We start from the raw sequence: 22018 nt of genomic DNA on the forward strand, positions 1-22018 counted from the left end.
TATTTAAAATATTAACATCAAGTATTTGGATTTTAGAGTTTTTAATTAACACAACTTCAACGTTCGTAACCAGGTCTATACTTTAAAAATCCTCTTGTATTGAGTATCTTTGCAGTTCCTATTTAAGAAACTATGCTAGAGAAAAAAATCAAAGATATATTGTTTTCAACACGATTGATGGCAGTACTTTTTATCATTTATGCGGTTGCTATGGGTGTTGGTACTTTTATTGAAAATTCTTACACAACTGTTACCGCCAGAGAATGGATATACGACGCCTGGTGGTTTGAGGTGATTATGGTATTTTTTGTCATCAACTTCATTGGGAATATCTTCAGATATAAATTGTTGCGGAAAAAGAAATGGACCACGCTACTACTTCACTTATCATTCATCTTGATTTTAGTAGGTGCTTGGGTGACACGTTACATTGGAGAAGAAGGTATTATGCCAATTCGGGAAGGTGAAGTTGAAAATACAATGCTTTCAGAGAAAACTTATTTGTCAACTTTTATCGATGGTGAGATTGATGGAGAACCTTTGCGAAAAAAGCAAGATTTCAATATTAATCTTGGACCTGCGATCACTGCGGGAAAAACGATTAAGACAGATTACAATGGAACGCCAGTTAAAATAGAATTTCTTGAATTTATTCAGGGTGCAGAAGAAGGAGTTGTAGAAGACGAAACAGGAGACTATTTCCTTAAGATTGTTGAAGCTGGAGAAGGCAATAGACATGATCACTTTTTGAAAGCTGGTGAAGTTGCCAATATTCATAATATTCTATTTGCTTTCAATAAACAAACAGATGGAGCCATCAATATAGTAGGGAATAATGAGGTAGGTTTTACCATCACTTCACCATTTGAAGGGGACTGGATGCGAATGGCTGATCAGGAGAAGGGACAGCTGACTGTAGATTCTATTCAGGATTTACAATTGCGATCTTTATATAACGTTGGAGGAATGCAGTTTGTGATTCCCGATCCAGCAATCAAGGGACGATACGATTTAGTTCAAAAAGAAATGGTAACCAAAAATGATCCTGATGGTATTTTCGTTCAAGTGACCGCCAACGGCGAAACTAAAAAATTAGGATTGCTTGGAGGCAAAGGTTATCAGATGGATATGAAAAAACTAAGTGTTGGTGATTTTGAAGTTTATATGAGTTATGGCAGTAAAGATGTAGAACTCCCATTTGCTTTAAAACTCAACGATTTTATCGCTAAAAAGCATCCTGGAACTGAAGGCAGGCCACAGCCAAGTTATGAGTCCTTTATGAGCCAAGTGGAAGTTGTAGATGGCAGCAATTCTTATCCTTATGATATTTATATGAATCATGTTTTAGACCATAAGGGCTATCGTTTTTTCCAATCTTCTTTTGATCCTGATGAAGGAGGAACCATCTTATCTGTAAACAATGACTGGTGGGGCACTTGGATAACTTATATAGGTTACTTTTTATTATACCTAGGAATGATGGCTATATTGGTGGATAGAGGTTCGAGATTTGGAGATTTAAGGAAAAAATTAGATAAAATCAAACAGAAGAAAGCAAAATTAGCTAGTTTATTTATTTTGTTGTTTGGAATGACTGGTTTTGCTCAAACTCAAAATGGTAATGTTGTTGAGGAGCCTAACCAAGCTCAAGATAGCATAGCAAATGTGGATCACGGACATGAAATGATTCCTGAAGTCGATTATGACAAGGTCATCAAAATGATTCAGGCCAATAAAGTAGACAAGAAGCATGCTGCCAAATTTGGTAAACTTATCATCCAAGATTATGGTGGTAGAATGAAACCTATCAATACGTATTCTTCGGAGTTACTTAGAAAACTTGGTAAAAAAGATGAGTATAATGAATTGAATAGTGATCAGGTTTTGCTTTCAATGGTGGAGAATCCCAATATCTGGTATTCGGCACCTCTTATTTCAATTAAGGCTAAAAATGACAGTTTACATCATGTTCTTGGTGTTAAAGAAGAAATAGAATACGTTTCTTTAACTGATTTTTTCGAACCTAAAACTGCAGAATATAAACTAGGAAAGTATCTGGACGACGCATACAAAGCAGCTGTCCCAAATCAATTTCAAAAAGACTTTATCACCGCAGATGAAAAGGTGAATTTGATATACAATACTTTACTTGGCAAGCAATTCAAAATATTCCCGATACCAGATCATCCGAATAATAAGTGGGTAGCTTTTACAGAGCTCGATGAGGAAAGATATTTTACTGGTGTTGATACGCTTTACACTAAGCAAATCTTACCACTCTACATGCAGTCCTTAAGGAGTGCTAGGCAAACAGGCGATTATGAACAATCAAATGAACTGCTTTTAAGTCTTAAGTCATTTCAAAAAAAGTATGGCGAAGAAGTTATGCCAGCTGAAGACAAGGTGAAAGCTGAAATTCTTTATAATAAAATTGATATTTTCAATATCCTTTTCCAACTGTATCTTTACGTGAGTTTGATCATGATCGTATTTGTAATCATGAGAATTTTTAAAGAAAATAAGCTCAATAAATATGTAATTATCACGAGTAAAGTTTTTCTCATTATTTTATTTATTGCTCACACTGCTGGACTTGCTGCGCGTTGGTATATTTCAGGACATGCTCCTTGGAGTAATGCATATGAAAGCATGATTTATGTGGCTTGGGCTACCATGTTTTTTGGTTTGGCGTTTGGACGTAAAAGTGATCTGACGATGGGGTCTACTGCCTTTGTAACTTCCATTATACTTATGGTAGCGCACTGGAACTGGTTAGATCCAAGCATTGGTAATTTGCAACCTGTTTTAGATTCTTATTGGTTAATGATTCATGTGGCTGTTATTGTAGGAAGTTATGGTCCGTTTGCATTGGGAGCCATAATTGGTTTAGTTTCTCTCATTTTGATTATCGCGACGAATAAGTCAAACTTCAAGAAAATGAAGCTCAATATTCAAGAGTTAACCATCATTAATGAATTAGCACTTACGGTTGGTTTAGTAATGTTGACTATAGGTAATTTCTTAGGTGGTCAATGGGCCAATGAAAGTTGGGGTAGATACTGGGGCTGGGATCCAAAAGAAACTTGGGCATTAATCAGTATTTTCGTGTATGCCTTTGTTATTCACATGCGTTTAGTTCCAGGACTACGAGGTCTTTTCGCCTTCAATTGGGGAGCAGTTTTGGCTTTCGGGTCTATATTGATGACCTACTTTGGAGTTAATTTTTATCTGACAGGTCTGCATTCTTACGCTAGTGGTGATCAAATTATCAGTTACCAATTTATTATTATAGCTTTAGTAGCATGGGTTTTACTTGGTATTGCTGCTAGATACAAGTACAAGAAGTTTTACTAATAAGTAAAGCTAATCTATGGTCATTTTCAAAGGAAAGGGAATTTTATTAAGATTAAAGTTCCCCTTCTGGGAGGGATTAGGGGAGGATTTGATCTTTCATTCATTCCAAATCTCCCATGCTTTTTCAGCCTGAGCAATAAGCATTTGCTCTCCATTGATAATCTGAGCTCCTTTTTCTTTGCCTTGGGCAAGAAAATTTGTTATTGAAGGATTATAGATCAGATCATAAAGAAGGTGTCTTTCATCAATAAATTCGAATGGTATTGGTGGAAATTGATTCACATCCGGATGTGTTCCAAGAGGTGTGCAATTCACGATAAGTTGATGATTTTTTATGATATCTGAAGTTAACTCCTCGTAGGTATAATCTCCTTTTTCTTTATCTCTGGAAACAAGATTGATATGGTATCCCATTGACACTAATGCATGCCTAATTGCTTTAGCAGCACCACCGGTTCCCAATATTAAAGCTGCTTCATGGTTTGGTGCAATAAGTGAGAAAATGGATTTTGTAAATCCAAAAACATCAGTGTTGTAGCCAATCAATTTTTTATTCTCAATCTTGATTGTATTTACGGCACCGATGCGTTCCGCCTGTGAATCAATTTCATCTAGGTATGGAATTACCTTTTCTTTGTAAGGTATAGTAACATTCAGCCCTGCTAATTCAATCGAGTTATTGACAATCTGTTTTATTTCCTTGATGTCGTCAATATCATAATTGATGTATTTAGCTTTGATAGCCTCATTGTGAAATTTGGTATTGAAATATGATTTTGAAAAAGAATAATCTATATTTTTCCCTATTAGTCCGTATGTTGTCATGTGCTATCTTTTTTTACTTTGCTTGCCGTACCAGGCAAGGCTCAAAACTATTAAAATTCCTAATATAATAAAAGCAAAAGCAATCCACGTGCTTGCTTCAGACAGATCTGGCCAAAATCTAGCGTAATTATCTAAAACAGGATTACCACTTGTATCTTTTACGATGACTCCGGCTTCGTTTGTTTTATAAATTTTTTCTTTCCAAGGCCAAACTACGCCTAAACTCCCGGTTATAAAACCAATTATGATTGAAAAAGTAATTTTCTTGTAATACTTGAGAACGAAATTGAGCAAGTGAGATAGTGTTATCAACCCAAAAATAGAACCTGCTGTAAAAGAAGCTAAAACTTGCAGTAATCTTACTCTTTTAGGATCTCCACTAAACGAGAAATCCAGCTTTACAACATCTGCAATCGTGTCATAAAGTGCGTTTACAGAGTCAACGAGTAACAAGACGTAATTCCCGAGAAGAATAAGGATAAAAGAGCCGGACAGTCCTGGAAGAGTCATTCCGGAAACGCTTATAATCCCACAGAAAAACACAAAAAGCAAATGATCATTTTCTGTCGCAGGTTTTAAAAAACTGATACTAAGACCAGCTAGTATTCCCAAAGCAATAAAAACAATAGTCTTAAGAGTTCTTATTTTGAAATCCTTTCCTATAAAATAAATAGAGCCGATGATCATTCCAAAGAAAGTAGACCATACGTATAGCTCATAATATTGTATAAAAAAATCCAATAACTTGGAAACACTGAAATAGCTGAAGATCATTCCTAAGATGAGAATGAAAAGGAACTTTGCATTAATGTATTGAAAAAAACTTACAAACCTAGCATTAAGAAGAAGCTTCAAGGACTTGAGATTAAATTTTTGAAGAGAATAAATGAACTCTTCATAAAAACCTGCAACAAAAGCAACTACCCCTCCTGAGACTCCAGGAACTTTATTGGCAGCTCCCATGGCAAGTCCCTTCAGAAAAAGAAAAATCTTATCACTAAATGTTCTAGTGCTTTGCATCGGATAAGGGTTGTTTTTGTGCTATTTTTTCTAAAGCCAATATCAATATAAAACCTAAAACAGCAGCTACCGTAGCAAAAATAAGTTTAGGATCGCCGTCATAATATTGAGGTAAGATTGAAGTTTCATCCAAAATAACAACTTTACCTTTTACGATTTCAGAATCAATAACCTTTTTCCACGGCCATATTTTGTTGAGAGATCCGGCAATAAAACCGGTTAAAATAGCCAGGGTAATTAATTTATAGTTATTAAATAGCCATTTGAGAATCCTAGAAAAACTCAAAATGCCTATAATTGCTCCCAGACCAACAAGACCTATGATTTGAAAATTCAATTCTGAAACCGCTTCAGTTATCGATTTGTAACCTCCCATCAAAACAAGAATAAAGGCTCCGGATATCCCAGGCAGAATCATTGCACAGATAGCAATTGCTCCGCAAAGCAAGAAATAGAGTGGATGATCGATACCCTGAGCTGGGGCTAATAAAGTTATTCCAAATGCGACAAAAAAACCAATAATAGCGAAACTGATTAGCTTTAAAGTCCAGCGATCTATTTGTTTTCCAACGTACCATACACTAGCTAATACGAGACCAAAGAAAAAAGACCAAACCACTATAGGGTAGGTTTCTAACAGATAATTGGTGAGCTTCATCAAGGTAAATACACTCAGGAATATACCAGTAAGTAAAGCTAAAATAAAATTACCATTCAATTGTTTCCACATCATTGAAAACCCATTTTTGTTCCAAGTCTTAATCAGGCTTAAGTCAACATTGGCTATGGTCGTAACAAGCTCTTCATAAATGCCTGTTATAAAAGCTATAGTTCCCCCAGAGACACCAGGAACAACGTCTGCAGCTCCCATGCCCAAACCTTTTAAACTTATCGTGATATAGGATTTGAAATTTCTTTTCATAGTTAAGGATGAGGTTTTTTAACAGTAAAAATTAGTGATTATAAGTTTAAGCGTTTTTGGTCAAATCTATAAATAGACTTTCGAGATTCTTATTTTTTTTGTGAAGCTCTATAATTTTCAAGCCTTTATCATGAGCAAAGTCAAAAACATCAGGACGTTTGTCAACTGTTGTATCAAAAGTAATCTCATATTTAAACCGAGCCGTATTTACTATGTTGATCACTTTACCAATTTCTTTGAGTGCAACTTCTTCGATTCTATAATTAAACTCGACTTCAATGACTTGTTGTGAAGAATCGTTAAGATCCTCAAGTTTTTTATCAGAAACTATTTCACCTTTATTGATGATAATAACTCTATCACAAATGGCTTCGACTTCCTGCATAATGTGAGTAGACAAGAGGATGGTTTTGTTTTTGCTGATAGATTTTATCAAGTCTCTTATTTCGATAAGTTGATTTGGATCTAGACCTGTCGTGGGTTCATCAAGAATGAGAATATCGGGATCATGCAGTAAGACAGCCGCTAGACCAACGCGTTGCCTGTAACCTTTGGATAGTTGATAAATTCGCTTTCCAATTTCATCCGTCAATTTAGTTTGTTCTATAACTTCATCAATTCTTTCTTTTGGACTGTTGAAGATTTTTGCGTGAAAATCTAAATATTCTTTGATGTACATCTCTAAATAGATAGGATTATTCTCCGGCAAGTAACCAATTTGTTTTTGAATTTCAGTTTTGGCTTCAGTCAACTTTAAACCATTGATGCCCGCTTCACCTGAAGTTGGACTTATAAACCCAGTCAATATCTTCATCAATGTAGATTTTCCGGCACCATTGGGTCCAAGCAGACCAACAACTTCACCTTTAGAAATCTTAAAATCTATATTTTTTAAGACTGCTTGATTTTTATAAGATTTTGAAATAGACCTAACTTCAATTGACATTTCTAAACTTTTGTTCAAAAATACAAATTATATCTCTTTACAATTTCAGAATGGATTTAGTATTGAAAGTATTTTAAGAACTTTTTGAAATTTAAAAGCAATCTAAATGCCTTTGATATCTGACATTAAAAGTTAATTTTGTAGATATGGAAAATGATAATAAATTAAGAAATTGGTTAACGGATATGAATTTGGATCATCCGTTAGTAATTGCGGGACCTTGCAGTGCTGAAACTGAAGAACAAGTCCTAAATATAGCTCATCAACTTAAAGATTCTGACGCCACGGTAATGCGTGCAGGTATATGGAAACCCAGAACACGCCCCGGTAATTTTGAAGGTGTTGGTGCCATAGGTTTGGAATGGCTGAAGAAGGCTAAAGAAGAAACAGGTCTTATGATAGCTACTGAAGTCGCCAATAAAACGCACGTTGATCTGGCTCTTAAAGCAGATGTTGACGTACTTTGGATAGGTGCAAGAAGTACGGTAAGTCCATTTATCGTACAGGAAATTGCAGAGGCTCTAGAAGGAACTGATAAAATAGTATTGGTGAAAAATCCAGTCAATCCCGATTTAGCGTTATGGCTTGGAGGAGTAGAGCGACTTTATAATGCCAATATTAAAAATCTTGGAGTCATTCACAGAGGTTTTTCTACTTACGAAAAAATTAAATATAGAAACAATCCCGAGTGGCAGATAGCTATTGATTTACAAAATCAATTTCCAGATCTGCCAATTCTTGTAGATCCTTCTCATATTGCGGGTAAAAGAGATTTGGTATTTGATATATGTCAGACAGCCTTAGATCTTAACTACGATGGTATGATAGTAGAAACTCATCACAATCCCGATAAAGCCTGGAGTGATGCAGCTCAGCAAATCACCCCCGATTTTTTGAAGCAAATGACAATCGATCTTCGCATAAGACAAAAGGAAGGCGCAGAGGAATTCAATAAGAAACTCAATGTCTTAAGATCTAAAATTGATATCATCGATAATCAAATTGTAGATTTTCTTGGAAAACGAATGAGTGTAGCAGATGATATTGGTGAGTTGAAAAAAGAAAATAATGTAGCAATTCTGCAGCCCGAACGGTGGAATAGTGTTTTAAATAGACTCACAGAAGAAGGAGAAAAAAATCATTTGTCTAAGGATTTTGTGGAACGTCTTACAAAAGCGATCCATGAAGAATCTATCGCCCATCAGCACAAAATAATAAGCCAGTAATGAAATTTGTATCTATTTTAAAATCAAGTTTATGAAGGCGGTGGTTTATAAATCTACAGGGAGTTGGTATCATGTCAAAGGTGAAGATGGGAAGATTTATAATTCTAGAATCAAAGGAAAATTTAGGCTAAAGGGGATTAAAAGTACAAATCCTGTTGCAGTTGGAGATCACGTAGAAATTGATACTGAAAAGAAAGGAGATGATACCATTGGCATCATAAAAGAGATTTACGACAGAAAAAATTATATCATAAGAAAGTCTGTCAATCTTTCTAAGCAAACGCATATTATAGCAGCTAATATTGATCAAGCTTTTTTACTTGTCACTCACAACAACCCACCTACTAGTACTACATTTATAGATAGATTTCTTGTGACAGCCGAGGCATACCATATTCCTACAGTAATTTTAATTAACAAAATCGATACTTATAGTTTGGAAGAATTCGCTGAAATGAAATATCTGGCAGAACTTTACAGAGGTATTGGATATACCTGCATAGGGATTTCCGCAGAGACTGGCGAAAATATCGACAAAGTGAAAGAACTAATGAAAAACAAGGTAAGTGTTTTTGCCGGTCATAGTGGGGTTGGTAAGTCTACACTGGTCAATGCCATTGAGCCAACTTTGAATATTAAAACATCGGAAATTTCTGAACAGCATAGGCAAGGTCAACACACAACAACATTTGCAGAAATGCATGAGTTGAATTTTGGAGGTCAGATTATAGATACTCCAGGGATCAGAGGGTTTGGTGTTGTGGACATTGATAAATATAATCTTGATAATTATTTTCCTGAATTCTTCAAATTAAAAAGTAATTGTAAATTTAACAATTGTATTCATGTAGAAGAACCTCATTGCGCAGTAAAAGATGCTCTGGCAGAAGATGAACTAGCTTATTCCAGATACAAAAGTTACTTGCAGATCATGGAAGGTGAGGAGGACGAAAGTTTTAGAAAAGACCCTTATCAAGATTTGAGATAATATGAAAATTATACTTCAAAGAGTCAAAGAAGCTTCAGTTGAAATTGATACTCAAATAGCCGGAAGCATCAATCAAGGTTTTCTCATCTATCTAGGTATTGGAGAAGAAGACCAGAAAGAAGATATTGACTGGTTGGTTAATAAAATTTCCAATTTTAGGATATTTTCGGATGAAGATGAAAAGATGAATCTAAATATTAAAGACGTAAAAGGAGAGATTTTGATAGTAAGTCAATTTACTCTTCATGCTTCTACCAAAAAGGGAAATAGGCCGAGTTTTACAAAGGCAGCAAAACCAGAACTGGCAAAAGAACTTTATCATAATTTCATTGATTCAATGAAAGAAGCATATCATGGTAATATCCAAACAGGCCGATTTGGAGCTAATATGCAGGTAGACTCCTTAAATGATGGACCTTTGACATTTATTTTGGATTCAAAGAATAGGGATTGATTTAAAACTAAACTTATGAACATACAAGATGCTCAAAAGGCAGTAGACGAATGGATTAATAAACATGGTGTACGTTATTTTGATGAACTTACCAACATGGCTCAACTCACTGAAGAGGTGGGCGAGGTGGCTAGAATAATTGCTAGACGCTATGGTGAGCAAAGTGAAAAAGAAAGCGATAAGTCTAAGGATCTCGGAGAAGAACTTGCAGATGTAGTCTTTGTTGTTTTATGTTTGGCAAATCAAACAGGAATCGATCTGCAATCTGCTTTTGATAAAAAATTGGATTTGAAATCGAAGAGAGACCATGATCGACATAAAAATAATCCAAAACTTAAGTAAATGTTTCAAAAAGTAATCTCCACCAAAGGCTTTTGGAGATCTGTAATAATCCTTGCAGGCGGTCTTATCTTCATCTACAATATTGTAGATATTTGGTTTGCTTATGATTTTGATTGGGCTCTATATGCAGAAAACCGATTTGCCAAAGATAATTTGCTAAGGTTCTTTGTCGCTAACATCATGAGTGGATTTGTTTATGGTTTTGTTGTTACTTTTTTAAAATTCAGAGGGAATATTAAAAAAAGAGACAAACAATGAAACTGAGCTATACCCCGATAAAAATCAATCAGTTTCAATTTGAAATTACTGGTTCCAAAAGCATTTCTAATAGATACCTGATTCTAAAGGCACTGTTCCCTAATCTAGAACTTAAAGGATTATCCAATAGTGATGATACCCAGGTGCTTCAAAAAGCATTGTCAAAGCCTCTTGAGGAAACCAAAGAAATCGATATTCACCACGCAGGAACTGCCATGCGATTTTTAACGGCCTATTTATCAACCATTCCTGGCAGTGAAATCATACTCACAGGAAGCGAGCGCATGCAGGAACGACCAATCGGTATTCTTGTAGAAGCGCTTAGAACTCTTGGAGCATCTATAGAATATGTGAAAATCGAAGGTTTTCCTCCTTTAAGAATATCTGGGAAATCCCTTCGAAAAGATACAATATCCATTTCGGCAGATGTCAGCAGTCAGTACATTACAGCTTTGATGCTCATCGCACCTTCTTTAAAAAATGGCTTAACCATAAAGTTAGAGTCTAAAGTTACTTCCAAGCCTTATCTTAGAATGACAGCTCAAGCGCTTGAATCAATTGGAGTTAAGGTTGATTTTGACAGCCATTCCATTAAAGTATATTCACAAACTGAAATCGAACCTACACAAATTGCTGTCGAATCAGATTGGAGTTCCGTGTCTTATTTCTACAGTTGTTTAGCTTTAATGAAAACAGGAACTTTTGAAATTTCTACCTTCAATAAAAACAGTCTTCAGGGAGATTCCAAAGTAGCTGAATTCTATAAGCTGCTCGGCATCGAGACTCAGTTTGATAAAGAATCGATTCAGCTCTCAAAAATTGAGGACTTTAAATTTCCTACGAAGATTGAATTGGATCTCAATGATACGCCAGATTTAGCACAGACGTTTGCTGTCACGTGTTTAGGGCTTGGAGTGGAATGTGTGTTGACTGGACTTCACACTTTAAAGGTAAAAGAAACAGACAGGCTAGTAGCTTTAAAAAATGAAATCGAAAAATTTGGTGCTGAGGTTTTTATAACTACAGAATCTCTTCACTTAAAACTCATTTCGAAATTACATTCAGAAGTAAAAATTAAAACCTACCAAGACCATAGAATGGCTATGGCTTTCGCGCCATTGGCTCTTAAGACTGATCTGGAAATTTTGAATCCTGAAGTAGTTTCTAAGTCTTTTCCAGACTTTTGGGAGAAAATGAATATGCTCGGCATACAGTAAAAACACTGTCTTGGAAGTTATTACGCTAAATAAACAATAATTTACTTGACAACGCCTATCTCGCGGTCGTATATTTGCACTCTTTTAAAAAAATATACTAGACTATGGGAATGAAACTTTCACAATTCGAATTTACTTTACCTGAAGACCTTTTGGCAGAGTTTCCGTCGGAGCACAGAGATGAAGCTAAGTTAATGGTAGTAAATCGTAAAGATGGTACTATTGAGCATAAAATGTTTAAGGATGTGATCAATTACTTTGACGAAAAAGACGTCATGGTGTTCAATAATACCAAAGTTTTCCCAGCAAGACTCTACGGAAATAAGGAAAAAACTGGCGCCAAAATCGAAGTCTTTCTTTTGAGAGAACTTAATCCTGAAACACGTCTTTGGGATGTATTAGTGGATCCAGCAAGAAAAATAAGAATCGGTAATAAACTTTATTTCGGCGAAGATGAAAGTCTGGTCGCTGAAGTTATTGATAATACAACCAACAGGGGTAGAACCCTGCGTTTCCTTTATGACGGGTCTTACCAGGACTTTAGAAACAAGTTGACAGAACTTGGTCAAACTCCGCTTCCTAAGTACATAAAGCGTGATGTAGTGCCGGAAGATGCCGAGCGTTACCAGACTATTTATGCCAAAAAAGAAGGTGCTGTCGCAGCTCCAACGGCAGGGCTTCATTTCTCAAAACACTTGTTGAAACGTTTGGAAATTAAAGGAGTTGACTTTGCTGAAGTTACCTTACACATCGGTCTTGGGACTTTCAATCCAGTAGAAGTTGAAGATTTATCCAAGCACAAAATGGATAGCGAAGAAATTATGATTGATAGCGAAGCTACATCGGTCATCAATAATGCAAAATCTGAAAAAAGAAGAATTTGTGCGGTTGGTACAACTGTAATGAGAACTTTGGAAAGTGCTGTTAGTTCAAACCATAGATTAAATGAATACAATGGATGGACTAATAAATTTATTTTTCCACCACACGATTTTAGCATCGCTAATTGTATGATTACCAATTTTCACATGCCAAAATCAACTCTTCTAATGATGATTTCAGCATTTGCAGGGTACGATCTTATGGAGAAAGCTTATAAAGAAGCCATCAAGGAAAAGTATAAATTTTATTCTTACGGTGATGCTATGCTGATTTTATAGCAGTTCACTTTTAACAATACAGAAAGCTGACTTGCAACTTGCAAGTCAGCTTTTTTTTATTCGTGATGGTAAGGAAGATTTTTTAAAATAGAAAAGGCTCTATACAATTGCTCGGTAAAAAATAACCGAATCATTTGGTGAGAAAAAGTCATTTTGGAAAGGGATAATATTCGATTACCTCTGTCATAAACTGGTTTAGAAAATCCATAAGGACCACCAATGACAAACACCAGTTTTTTAATGCCCGAATTCATTCTTTTTTGAAGCCAGCTGGCGAACTTGGTTGAGGAATGATCAACACCATTTTCATCTAATAGAACAACAAAATCTGAGTTTGAAATTTTACTCAATATAAGCTCACCTTCTTTTTCCTTCTGGACTTCAGTCTCCATGTTTTTCCTTTTCTTGAGGTCCGGAATGATGGTGACTTCAAATTTTACAAAAAACGATAAGCGTTTCTTATAATCATTAATTAATGCTTCCAAATGCTTATTATCCGTTTTGCCTACAAGTACTAATGAGATGGTCATCCGTCTAAAAAAGTTTAACTTTGTTTGAGACAAAAATAGATAACCAAATGATTAGCGAAAAGCAATTGGCTCAAGAAATTCAAATCATTATTGAAAATGCAATAAGAGAAGATGTTGGTGATGGAGATCATTCTAGTTTGGCTTGTATCCCTAAAGAGGCAACAGGGAAGGCTAAATTGCTCGTAAAGGATGAGGGAATACTGGCAGGAGTCAATTTTGCACAACAAGTTTTTAATTATGTTGACCCTTCTTTGGAGATAGAAAACCTTATGAAAGATGGTGATGCAATGACTCACGGAGATATTGCATTCTACGTTTCAGGCTCAAGCCAATCAATTTTGAAAGCAGAGCGGTTGGTCCTTAATGCCATGCAACGTATGAGTGCGATTGCCACAAAGGCAAATTTGTTTTCAAGTCTACTAAAAGATTACAAAACCCAGATTTTAGACACGCGAAAGACAACTCCTGGATTTAGAGCTTTAGAAAAGATGGCTGTAAAAATCGGAGGTGGAGAAAATCACAGATTTGCGCTTTACGATATGATCATGTTGAAAGATAATCACATAGATTTTGCAGGAGGAATTTCAAAAGCGATAGAAAAAACCATTAGGTATCTGGCAGATAAAAAATTGGATCTCAAAATTGTAGTGGAAGCAAGATCACTTTCAGAAGTAGAAGAAATTTTACAGTCCGATGGTGTTTATAGAATTTTGCTCGATAATTTTAGTTATGATGACACCAAAAAAGCGGTGAAGTTGATTGGCGGTAGATGCTTTACAGAATCAAGTGGAGGCATTACGCTAGAAAATGCAAAATATTATGCGGAATGTGGAGTAGATTACATTTCAAGTGGAGCACTTATTCATTCGGTTCATAATCTAGATCTAAGTTTAAAAGCTATATAATATGGCCGTTGAAATTAGTGATTCTCTTAAGAAAATACCAGTAATTTGTAGTATTGCTTATCGAATGAACGAGACTAAACTGCCTGGTTTCGAGGGCTTCACCCTTTATGATCTTTTTAGTTTATACATTATTGGAATTTTAAAGGGAACATTCTCAACCAGAGCGGGTTCTATTGCTTTTAGCTTCTTTATGGCTATTTTTCCTTTTTTACTTTTTATACTGAATTTGATACCGTTCGTTTGGTTCATCGATAATTTCCAACAAGAGTTACTCAATTATCTGGAAGAATTATTACCGCCACAAACCGCTGGTTTATTTCAAGATATATTTTATGACATAGCCAATAATCCAAGAGCTGGTCTGCTTTCTTTTGTTTTTTTACTTTCTATATTTTTGATGTCCAACGGCGTAAACGCCATTTTCACTGGCTTTGAATTTTCTTATCATACACGATTTAATAGAACAATCATTCGGCAATATATGGTTGCTGTGGGGGTCGCTTTAATTGTAGCTATCCTTCTTTTGATAGCGGTAATTGCTACGGTGTATTTAACATTCGTCATTGATCAATTCAAAAGTTTAGGAGTAGTCGGTGACTCATTACTACTTGCCAAATATGGTCGTTTTGCTATCCTGGTTTTGGTTTTGATTCTGGGAATTTCAACTTTGTATTACTTCGGAACCAAAGAGGGAAGGAAAACCCGGTTTTTTTCTTTGGGAACTTTTTTTACAACTATTTTAATTATTTTAACCACATACTTGTTCTCTATTTATGTCGAAAATTTTAGTGCGTACAACAAACTATATGGATCAATTGGAGCTTTGTTGATTCTCATGTTATATATTTGGTTAAACTCAAATATTCTTTTGTTGGGTTTCGAACTAAATGGATCACTTTATAACCTTAAACGAAAATCAAAATACTAAAACTATGAAAACACGCTTTTTAATGATTCTAGTCCTTGTAATTGCTTCTACAACTTTTGCACAAACTGAAGTTGCCGGAATTGAACTTCCTGATACTTTTCAAGTTGGAGAAACAGAACTCAGCTTAAATGGTGCGGGAGTACGAGAGAAATTCTGGATGGATATGTACGCTGGCGGCCTTTATACATCTCAAAAAATGTCGGATGCTCAAAAAGTAATGGATGCCGATGCTCCTATGGTCATTAAATTACATATAGTTTCTGGATTAATATCAAGTGATAAAATGAGTTCTGCTGTCGAAGAAGGCTTTGAAAATTCAACAAATGGAAATACCAAACCTTACAGAGCAAAAATAGATAAGTTTATTTCTTTTTTCTCTGATGAAATCACCAAAAATGATGTCTTTGATATTACTTATACTCCTTTAGATGGTGTTGTGGTCTTTAAAAACGGTGAGGAGCTTGGTAGTATTAAAGGTGCTGATTTTAAAAAGGCTCTTTTTGGCATTTGGTTTTGTAACAAGCCTGCAGATAAGGATTTAATGAAAGGAATGTTAGGACAATAATTATATGAAATTTTTGATATTACTTACAGGTTTCCTTTTTGGAAACCTTATTTATTCTCAACAAGTCTATGGTGAGTGGAAAACGATAGACGATGAAACGGGTGTTACAAAATCTATTGTTAAGGTTTATAAAGATGATGGGCAGGTTTTTGGGAAAGTGAAAAGAATCCTCAGAGAAGACAAGAGAGACGTTCGCTGCACAGAATGTAAAGGTGATTTGAAAAATCAGAAAGTAGAAGGAATGGTGATTTTAAAAAATCTTTCTAAAGACGACAATAAGTATAATGATGGCACCATTACCGATCCTGAAAACGGAAAAACTTATGAGGCCAAGATTTGGCTAAAAGAAGGTGACCCCAACACACTTATGGTAAGAGGCTATGTCGCATTTTTTTATCGTACACAGGAATGGAAAAGGATTGAAAACTAACGGATAACACTTATTTCATGTCTTTTTTTATTGATGTCATTGTTCCTTTACCTCTCGAACAGAGATTTACATATTCTGTTACTGATGAAGAACATGAGCGTTTGCAAATTGGCATGAGAGTAGCAGTGCCATTTGGCAAGAGAAAAGTCTATACAAGTATTGTTGCCAAAATCCACAGCACGCCACCCGTTCGTTATGAAGCCAAGCCTGTTGAAGAACTGCTTGATGAGTCGCCTACCGTTACAGCTTATCAGCTCAAACTTTGGAAGTGGATTGCAGACTATTATTTGTGTACGGAAGGCGAGATTTTAAAATCAGCCTTACCAAGTGCGCTATTGATAGAAAGTGAAACTGTTATTGAGCCTCATCCTGATTATGATATTAATACAATTGATGAAGATAAACATCTTAATGATAGTGAATATTTAATACTGCAAGCCCTTCAGAAGCAAAGCCTGTTAAAGATTAGTGAGATTACACTTATTCTTGACAGGAAAACCATCTTTCCAGTCATCAATGCGATGGCAGAAAAAGGATTAATTCTTATAAATCAGGAATTAAATAAACAATACAAGCCTAAACTTCAGAAATACATAAAACTTTCTGACCATTACTCATCAGAGACAGAATTGCCAGGTCTTTTGGAAAGCTTGGAAAGAGCGAACAAACAAAAGGAAGCTCTTTTAAAATTGTTTAGCCTGAAAGCTCAAACTAAAAAGCCAATATCATTAAAAGTACTAAAAGAAGAAGCTGGAGTTTCTGATTCAGTCATCAAGTCATTGGTCGATAAATCCATCTTTGAAGAATATCACATAAAAAAAGATAGAATTCAATATGACGGGGATTCATCCTCGCACCAAATCAATCTCAACGACTATCAAACTGAAGCTTTAGAGGATATTAAAAATGGATTTAACAAACATCCAGTGTGTCTGCTTCAAGGGGTGACCTCTTCAGGTAAAACGGAAGTGTATATTAAGCTGATTGAAAAAGTAATACGCGAAGGAAAGCAAACACTTTATCTGTTGCCAGAAATTGCTTTAACTACCCAACTTATACAGCGTTTGCAAGATTATTTTGGAGATCAGGTTTTAGTTTACCACAGTAAATATTCTGTCAACGAAAGAGTTGAAGTTTATAGGCATGTCCTCAATGGAACTAAAGGTAAAATTGTGATAGGTGCCAGATCCTCCATTTTCCTGCCTTTTCAAGATTTAGGACTTATTGTTGTCGATGAATCACACGAAAGCAGTTTTAAGCAGTTTGATCCGGCTCCCCGTTACCATGCCAGAGATACTGCGATTGTGTTGGCTTCCTTTTTTAAAGCCAAAACACTTCTGGGTACAGCGACGCCAAGTGTGGAAAGTTTTCATAATGTCAAACAAGATAAGTACGCATTTGCTCAATTGACAAGACGTTACGGCAATGTGATTCCACCCAAAATTGAGCTTGTTGATCTCAAGGATCAACAGAGAAAACAGAAGATGACTGGTCATTTCTCTGAAACTCTTCTCAATGCTATCAAAGAAACCTTGAAGCAAGGGCAGCAGGTTATTCTTTTTCAAAATAGAAGAGGATTTTCTCCAATTCTGGAATGTAACACCTGTGGTCATGCTCCGCAATGTCCCAATTGCGATGTGAGTCTCACTTACCATAAGCATAATAACACGCTGAGGTGCCATTATTGCGGTTATCACATTGCCATGCAAACCAAATGTATGGCTTGCGGATCAAACGATGTGACTACCAAAGGCTTTGGTACTGAGCAAATAGAGACCGAACTACATGCTATGTTTGAGGATAAAGTCATCAAGCGTATGGATCTCGATACGACTCGTGGTAAATACGCTTATGAAAAAATAATTTCCGCTTTTGAGAATAGGGAAATTGACATTTTGGTGGGGACACAAATGTTGACCAAAGGTCTTGACTTTAGGCACGTAAAGCTTGTGGGTGTAATGAATGCGGATAGTTTGCTCAATTTCCCCGATTTTAGAGCTCACGAACGAAGTTTTCAATTACTAGTCCAGGTTGCGGGTAGGGCAGGACGAACCGAAGAACAAGGTCAAGTTCTTATTCAAACCTATAATCCTTACCATCGCATCTTACAGCAAGTCACCACCAATAGTTACGATGAAATGTTTAAAGAACAACTAGATGAGCGCCGACATTTTAAATACCCGCCTTTATTTAGAATGATCAAGATCACTTTTAAATCCCGGGATTTAAATAAAATGAATGAAGGTTCAGATTGGCTTGCGCTTTACTACAGGCAAATTTTTACAACTAATGTTCTGGGACCAGAATTTCCAGCTATTTCAAGAATTCGAAACCAATACCATAAAAATATTCTGATCAAAATTCCACATGATCAGTCACTGGCAAAAACTAAAGCCTACGTAAAAGCGGGCGTTGATAAGTTTAAATCTATTGCTCAATTTCGTTCAATAAAAGTGGTGGTAAATGTGGATCCTTATTAACATTTTCACCATTAAATTATAATTACGGCTTATAGACTTATATGATTCTCCAATACTATTGTATTTTTATAGAAAAATTATTCAGCAATGACTATTACTCAACTTACTTATGTGCTTGCGGTAGCAGAATATAAGAACTTCACCAAAGCTTCAGAAAAAGTGTTCGTTACACAGCCTACACTGAGTATGCAAGTCCAGAAACTTGAAGAAGAACTAAATGTGAAAATTTTTGATAGAAGTAAAAAGCCTATCAAATTAACTCCAGTAGGTGAGAAAATAATTGAGCAGGCCAAAAACATAGTCAACGAAAGTGTAAGAATACAAGACATTGTTGATCAGCAAAAAGGCTTTGTAGGTGGTGAATTCAAACTTGGAATCATCCCGACAGTCATGCCAACATTACTGCCAATGTTCCTGAATAATTTTGTGAAAAAATATCCAAAGATTAATTTGAAAATAGAAGAATTACACACCGAAGTGATTATTGAAAAATTAATTGATGGTCATCTGGATGCTGGGATCGCAGCGACTCCGCTTGGTAATGAGAAGATTAAGGAAAAGCCGTTATACTATGAGCCATTTATGGCCTATATACCAGAACAACATAGATTATTTAATTCTAAAGACATCACAGCTGAGGACCTAAATGTGGATGAAGTCCTTTTACTGGAAGATGGGCATTGTTTTAAAGACAACATTCTTAATTTATGCAAAACAGCCCAAAACCTACCGGACCAAAAACGTTTCTATCTTGAAAGTGGAAGTTTTGAAACGCTTATAAAATTAGCTGACGAAGGTTTGGGTATGACTTTATTGCCTTATCTACACACTTTAGATTTAAAAGAAGGAAAACAGAAAAATGTAAAGTTTTTCAAAAAACCTTATCCTTCAAGAGAAATAAGTTTGGTTCATCATAAGAATGAATTGAAGTCGCATATCATCAAAGCTCTACAAGAGTCGATCAACTCAATCGTTAAAGCTGCAATACAATTTCAGGATGTTGAAATAATAAGTCCGCTTAATCAACGTAAGTAACTGATAATTAAAAACTTAACTTGATAATTATTTTTAGTTATTTAATTTGCTATTTTCTTTTCTAATAGAGTTTAAGCCCTAAATTTGCAAACTTTTTACAAATGCAAATTACCGTTAGTTTTTAGCAGAATATAGTATTCTTCTTTTCTCACTGTAATTCTTAAATCACTTAAGATTATTAAATTCTAACAAATACCAATGAAAAAGTTAATTAATTTATTCAATTTCAAACAAAAAGTAGATTACAAAATCGAAATTATGTCTGGACTTACAGTCGCTTTGGCATTGATCCCAGAATCGATCGCGTTTTCATTTATTGCTGGATTATCTCCATTAACGGGTTTATATGCCTCTTTTGTGATGGCTTTGGTTACCTCCATCTTTGGCGGACGTCCTGGTATGATTTCTGGAGCTACAGGAGCAGTAGCAGTGGTTTTAGTCAGCCTTTCTCTAGACTATGGTGTAGAATATATTTTTGCAGCTGTGATTTTAGCTGGTATTTTACAAGCAGCAGCAGGATTACTTAAGTTGGGAAAATTGATGCGACTTGTGCCTCATCCAGTGATTTTTGGTTTCGTGAATGGTCTTGCCATCATTATATTCATGTCTCAGTTAGATCAATTTAAAGACGCTTCAGGTGCTTGGCTTACGGGGGCTAACTTATTTATTATTTCAGGACTGGTTATCTTAACCATGCTTATTATATGGCTGTTGCCTAAACTGACACGTGCAGTGCCTGCCTCTTTGGTAGCGATATTAGTAGTGTTTGCGATTGTTTATTTTGGTGATATCACTACGAGCACTGTTGGTGATCTTGCCTCTATCAAAGGAGGTTTTCCTCCATTTCATATCCCTGACTTTCCTTTTACATTAGAAGCCTTTTTAGTTATACTGCCTTATTCTGCTATCATCGCTGGTGTTGGGTTGATAGAGAGTTTATTGACACTAAATATAGTAGATGAGATTACTGAAACCAGAGGTAGTGGTAACCGTGAGGCTATAGCTCAAGGAAGCGCTAATATTTTATCTGGTTTTTTCTCTGGTATGGGAGGTTGCGCCATGTTGGGGCAAAGTTTAATTAATATTTCTAACGGAGCTAGAGCACGATTATCGGGAATTATTGCAGCTGTGGCTCTACTTGCTTTTATCATGTTTGGATCTAGTATCATTGAGCAACTCCCTATGGCTGCCCTTACTGGACTGATGATTATGGTTGCTATTGGTACTTTTGAATGGGCGAGTTTAAAAACTTTAAAGCGTATGCCAAAATCTGATATTTTGGTGATGGTCTTGGTTACTCTTGTAACAATTATACTTCACAACTTGGCTTTGGCGGTTCTTGTTGGAGTGATTATCGCCGCTTTGGTGTTTGCTTGGGATAATGCGATACGCATTAGAGCTCGTAAGCGCATTGATGAGCAGGGGGTGAAGCATTATGAAATTTACGGTCCTTTATTTTTTGGATCGACCAGTGTGTTTACAGATAAGTTTGATGTTCTCAATGACCCAGAAGAAGTCATTATTGATTTTAAAGAAAGCCGAGTAGTGGACATGTCGGCTATAGAGGCATTAAACAAACTGACTGAACGTTACCTAAAAATTGGTAAAACTATTCACCTAAAGCATTTGTCTCCAGACTCCAGGCGATTGTTGAAAAATGCTGAAGAGATCATTGATGTGAATATCATAGAGGACCCCAATTATAAAGTAGTGACCGATTAGTAAATTATAAATAAAATCTTACTCCGTAAATTAATACTAGGGCGAGTTGAACCTTGAAAGGATTACTAAAAACAATTGGATTCATAATAGTTAAATTATGAATCCAATTGTTTATAGTTATGGTGCTTATTTAGACATTTCCTCTTCTTTAGGGTTTTCTTGATAATATTGAATTTTAACTTTTTTCTTGCCCCATTCGAGAGCGGCTTCTTCATCAAGTCCCATGTAGACGTCTATTTTCTTCTCCCAGCGTTTATTCATTTTGTCTTTTACAATGTAGGTACCTTCCAATCCTTCTATTTGTACCTCATCATTATGACTGAGTCCCATTTTAATAAGATCCCTAGATATAGCTATAGCTTTTTCTCCTGGAACTAAAGTGTCCCCCCAAGCTGCAAGTCCAATATTTCCTTTTTTGGTCTGACTTTCCACAGAATTGTAGGCGGTCGCAGTAACTTCCATAGTCACAAGAGTTTTATTTTCTTTATCATTTTTACATCCTGAAAAGATAGAGGCTAATGCTAGAGTGGCAGTGAGTCCTAAAGTTTTGTAGTTATACTTCATAAAATTTTTTTCTTATAATACACAAAATATTTTATAAACATAGTTAAAGCGATCATAAGCTATAGCTAGAAAATTTGTCTGCTTTTGTTGGGTTAGCTTATAAATACTCTTTGGTTAACTTAAGGTACTATGAAGGCAAAATTGGTT

21 protein-coding genes are annotated in these 22018 nt (G+C 35.6%); 15 read left to right on the forward strand and 6 right to left on the reverse strand.

Going from position 1 to position 22018, the window contains the following annotated elements:
* Window positions 1-132: 132 nt before the first annotated feature.
* Entirely contained in the window at window positions 133-3354 is a 3222-nt protein-coding gene (ccsA, locus tag LB449_RS04340) for a cytochrome c biogenesis protein (RefSeq protein ID WP_224453849.1), read from the forward strand.
* Window positions 3355-3450: 96 nt separating this feature from the next.
* Here ccsA and LB449_RS04345 read toward each other — a convergent pair whose 3' ends face one another.
* The 4 genes from LB449_RS04345 to gldA are packed head-to-tail and all read right to left on the reverse strand — an operon-like array spanning window position 3451 to window position 7067.
* A complete protein-coding gene (locus LB449_RS04345; RefSeq protein WP_224453850.1) occupies window positions 3451-4179 on the reverse strand; it encodes a shikimate dehydrogenase family protein in 729 nt (242 codons plus the stop codon).
* A gap of 3 nt (window positions 4180-4182) precedes the next feature.
* Window positions 4183-5199: a DUF368 domain-containing protein gene (locus tag LB449_RS04350; protein ID WP_224453851.1), complete on the reverse strand. Its 1017-nt coding sequence runs from the start codon at window positions 5197-5199 to the stop codon at window positions 4183-4185.
* Entirely contained in the window at window positions 5186-6121 is a 936-nt protein-coding gene (locus tag LB449_RS04355; protein ID WP_224453852.1) for a DUF368 domain-containing protein, read from the reverse strand. The genes LB449_RS04350 and LB449_RS04355 overlap by 14 nt, the downstream gene beginning before the upstream one ends.
* A 46-nt stretch (window positions 6122-6167) precedes the next feature.
* On the reverse strand, window positions 6168-7067 hold the full coding sequence (gene gldA / locus LB449_RS04360; RefSeq protein ID WP_224453853.1) for a gliding motility-associated ABC transporter ATP-binding subunit GldA: 900 nt from the start codon (window positions 7065-7067) through the stop codon (window positions 6168-6170).
* Between the two features lie 146 nt (window positions 7068-7213).
* Between gldA and LB449_RS04365 the strand changes: the two genes are divergently transcribed.
* The 7 genes from LB449_RS04365 to queA all read left to right on the forward strand — a co-directional run bounded on the left by LB449_RS04365 (window position 7214) and on the right by queA (window position 12712).
* A complete protein-coding gene (locus LB449_RS04365) occupies window positions 7214-8293 on the forward strand; it encodes a bifunctional 3-deoxy-7-phosphoheptulonate synthase/chorismate mutase type II (protein ID WP_224453854.1) in 1080 nt (359 codons plus the stop codon).
* A gap of 31 nt (window positions 8294-8324) precedes the next feature.
* The gene (gene rsgA, locus LB449_RS04370; RefSeq protein ID WP_224453855.1) at window positions 8325-9281 is read left to right on the forward strand and encodes a ribosome small subunit-dependent GTPase A; all 957 of its coding nucleotides are present in this window, start codon (window positions 8325-8327) and stop codon (window positions 9279-9281) included.
* A 1-nt stretch (window position 9282) separates the two neighbouring features.
* Entirely contained in the window at window positions 9283-9735 is a 453-nt protein-coding gene (gene dtd, locus LB449_RS04375; RefSeq protein WP_224453856.1) for a D-aminoacyl-tRNA deacylase, read from the forward strand.
* Between the two features lie 15 nt (window positions 9736-9750).
* Window positions 9751-10077 (forward strand): nucleotide pyrophosphohydrolase, encoded by a 327-nt coding sequence (locus LB449_RS04380; RefSeq protein WP_224453857.1) that lies wholly within the window; start codon window positions 9751-9753, stop codon window positions 10075-10077.
* On the forward strand, window positions 10078-10335 hold the full coding sequence (locus LB449_RS04385) for a hypothetical protein (RefSeq protein ID WP_224453858.1): 258 nt from the start codon (window positions 10078-10080) through the stop codon (window positions 10333-10335).
* Window positions 10332-11552 (forward strand): 3-phosphoshikimate 1-carboxyvinyltransferase, encoded by a 1221-nt coding sequence (locus LB449_RS04390; RefSeq protein WP_224453859.1) that lies wholly within the window; start codon window positions 10332-10334, stop codon window positions 11550-11552. Before LB449_RS04385 ends, LB449_RS04390 begins: the two co-directional genes overlap by 4 nt.
* A gap of 110 nt (window positions 11553-11662) precedes the next feature.
* Window positions 11663-12712 carry a tRNA preQ1(34) S-adenosylmethionine ribosyltransferase-isomerase QueA gene (gene queA, locus LB449_RS04395; RefSeq protein ID WP_224454430.1) on the forward strand — a complete coding sequence of 350 codons (1050 nt, stop codon included), beginning with the start codon at window positions 11663-11665 and terminating at the stop codon, window positions 12710-12712.
* 56 nt (window positions 12713-12768) lie between these two features.
* Here the strand turns inward: queA and rlmH are convergent, their stop codons facing one another.
* Window positions 12769-13242, reverse strand: coding sequence for a 23S rRNA (pseudouridine(1915)-N(3))-methyltransferase RlmH (rlmH, locus tag LB449_RS04400; RefSeq protein WP_224453860.1), 474 nt, complete (start codon window positions 13240-13242; stop codon window positions 12769-12771).
* A 47-nt stretch (window positions 13243-13289) separates the two neighbouring features.
* On the opposite strand from rlmH, the gene nadC reads away from it, so the two are divergent.
* The 7 genes from nadC to LB449_RS04435 all read left to right on the forward strand — a co-directional run bounded on the left by nadC (window position 13290) and on the right by LB449_RS04435 (window position 21307).
* Complete coding sequence (nadC, locus tag LB449_RS04405) at window positions 13290-14147, forward strand: carboxylating nicotinate-nucleotide diphosphorylase (RefSeq protein ID WP_224454431.1); 858 nt, start codon at window positions 13290-13292, stop codon at window positions 14145-14147.
* 1 nt (window position 14148) lies between these two features.
* On the forward strand, window positions 14149-15075 hold the full coding sequence (locus LB449_RS04410) for a YihY/virulence factor BrkB family protein (protein ID WP_224453861.1): 927 nt from the start codon (window positions 14149-14151) through the stop codon (window positions 15073-15075).
* Window positions 15076-15079: 4 nt separating this feature from the next.
* Window positions 15080-15640, forward strand: coding sequence for a chalcone isomerase family protein (locus LB449_RS04415; RefSeq protein ID WP_224453862.1), 561 nt, complete (start codon window positions 15080-15082; stop codon window positions 15638-15640).
* Window positions 15641-15644: 4 nt separating this feature from the next.
* Complete coding sequence (locus LB449_RS04420) at window positions 15645-16070, forward strand: DUF2147 domain-containing protein (RefSeq protein WP_224453863.1); 426 nt, start codon at window positions 15645-15647, stop codon at window positions 16068-16070.
* Window positions 16071-16087: 17 nt separating this feature from the next.
* Complete coding sequence (priA, locus tag LB449_RS04425; protein ID WP_224453864.1) at window positions 16088-18550, forward strand: replication restart helicase PriA; 2463 nt, start codon at window positions 16088-16090, stop codon at window positions 18548-18550.
* Window positions 18551-18637: 87 nt separating this feature from the next.
* Window positions 18638-19585 carry a hydrogen peroxide-inducible genes activator gene (locus LB449_RS04430; RefSeq protein WP_224453865.1) on the forward strand — a complete coding sequence of 316 codons (948 nt, stop codon included), beginning with the start codon at window positions 18638-18640 and terminating at the stop codon, window positions 19583-19585.
* Between the two features lie 198 nt (window positions 19586-19783).
* The gene (locus LB449_RS04435) at window positions 19784-21307 is read left to right on the forward strand and encodes a SulP family inorganic anion transporter (protein WP_224453866.1); all 1524 of its coding nucleotides are present in this window, start codon (window positions 19784-19786) and stop codon (window positions 21305-21307) included.
* Window positions 21308-21433: 126 nt separating this feature from the next.
* On the opposite strand, the gene LB449_RS04440 is transcribed toward LB449_RS04435, so the two are convergent.
* Window positions 21434-21871 (reverse strand): 3D domain-containing protein, encoded by a 438-nt coding sequence (locus tag LB449_RS04440; protein WP_224453867.1) that lies wholly within the window; start codon window positions 21869-21871, stop codon window positions 21434-21436.
* Window positions 21872-22018 lie beyond the last annotated feature (147 nt).

The sequence above is a fragment of the Psychroflexus lacisalsi genome, from assembly GCF_020164495.1.
In the GTDB taxonomy this organism is placed as follows: Bacteria; Bacteroidota; Bacteroidia; order Flavobacteriales; family Flavobacteriaceae; genus Psychroflexus; species Psychroflexus lacisalsi.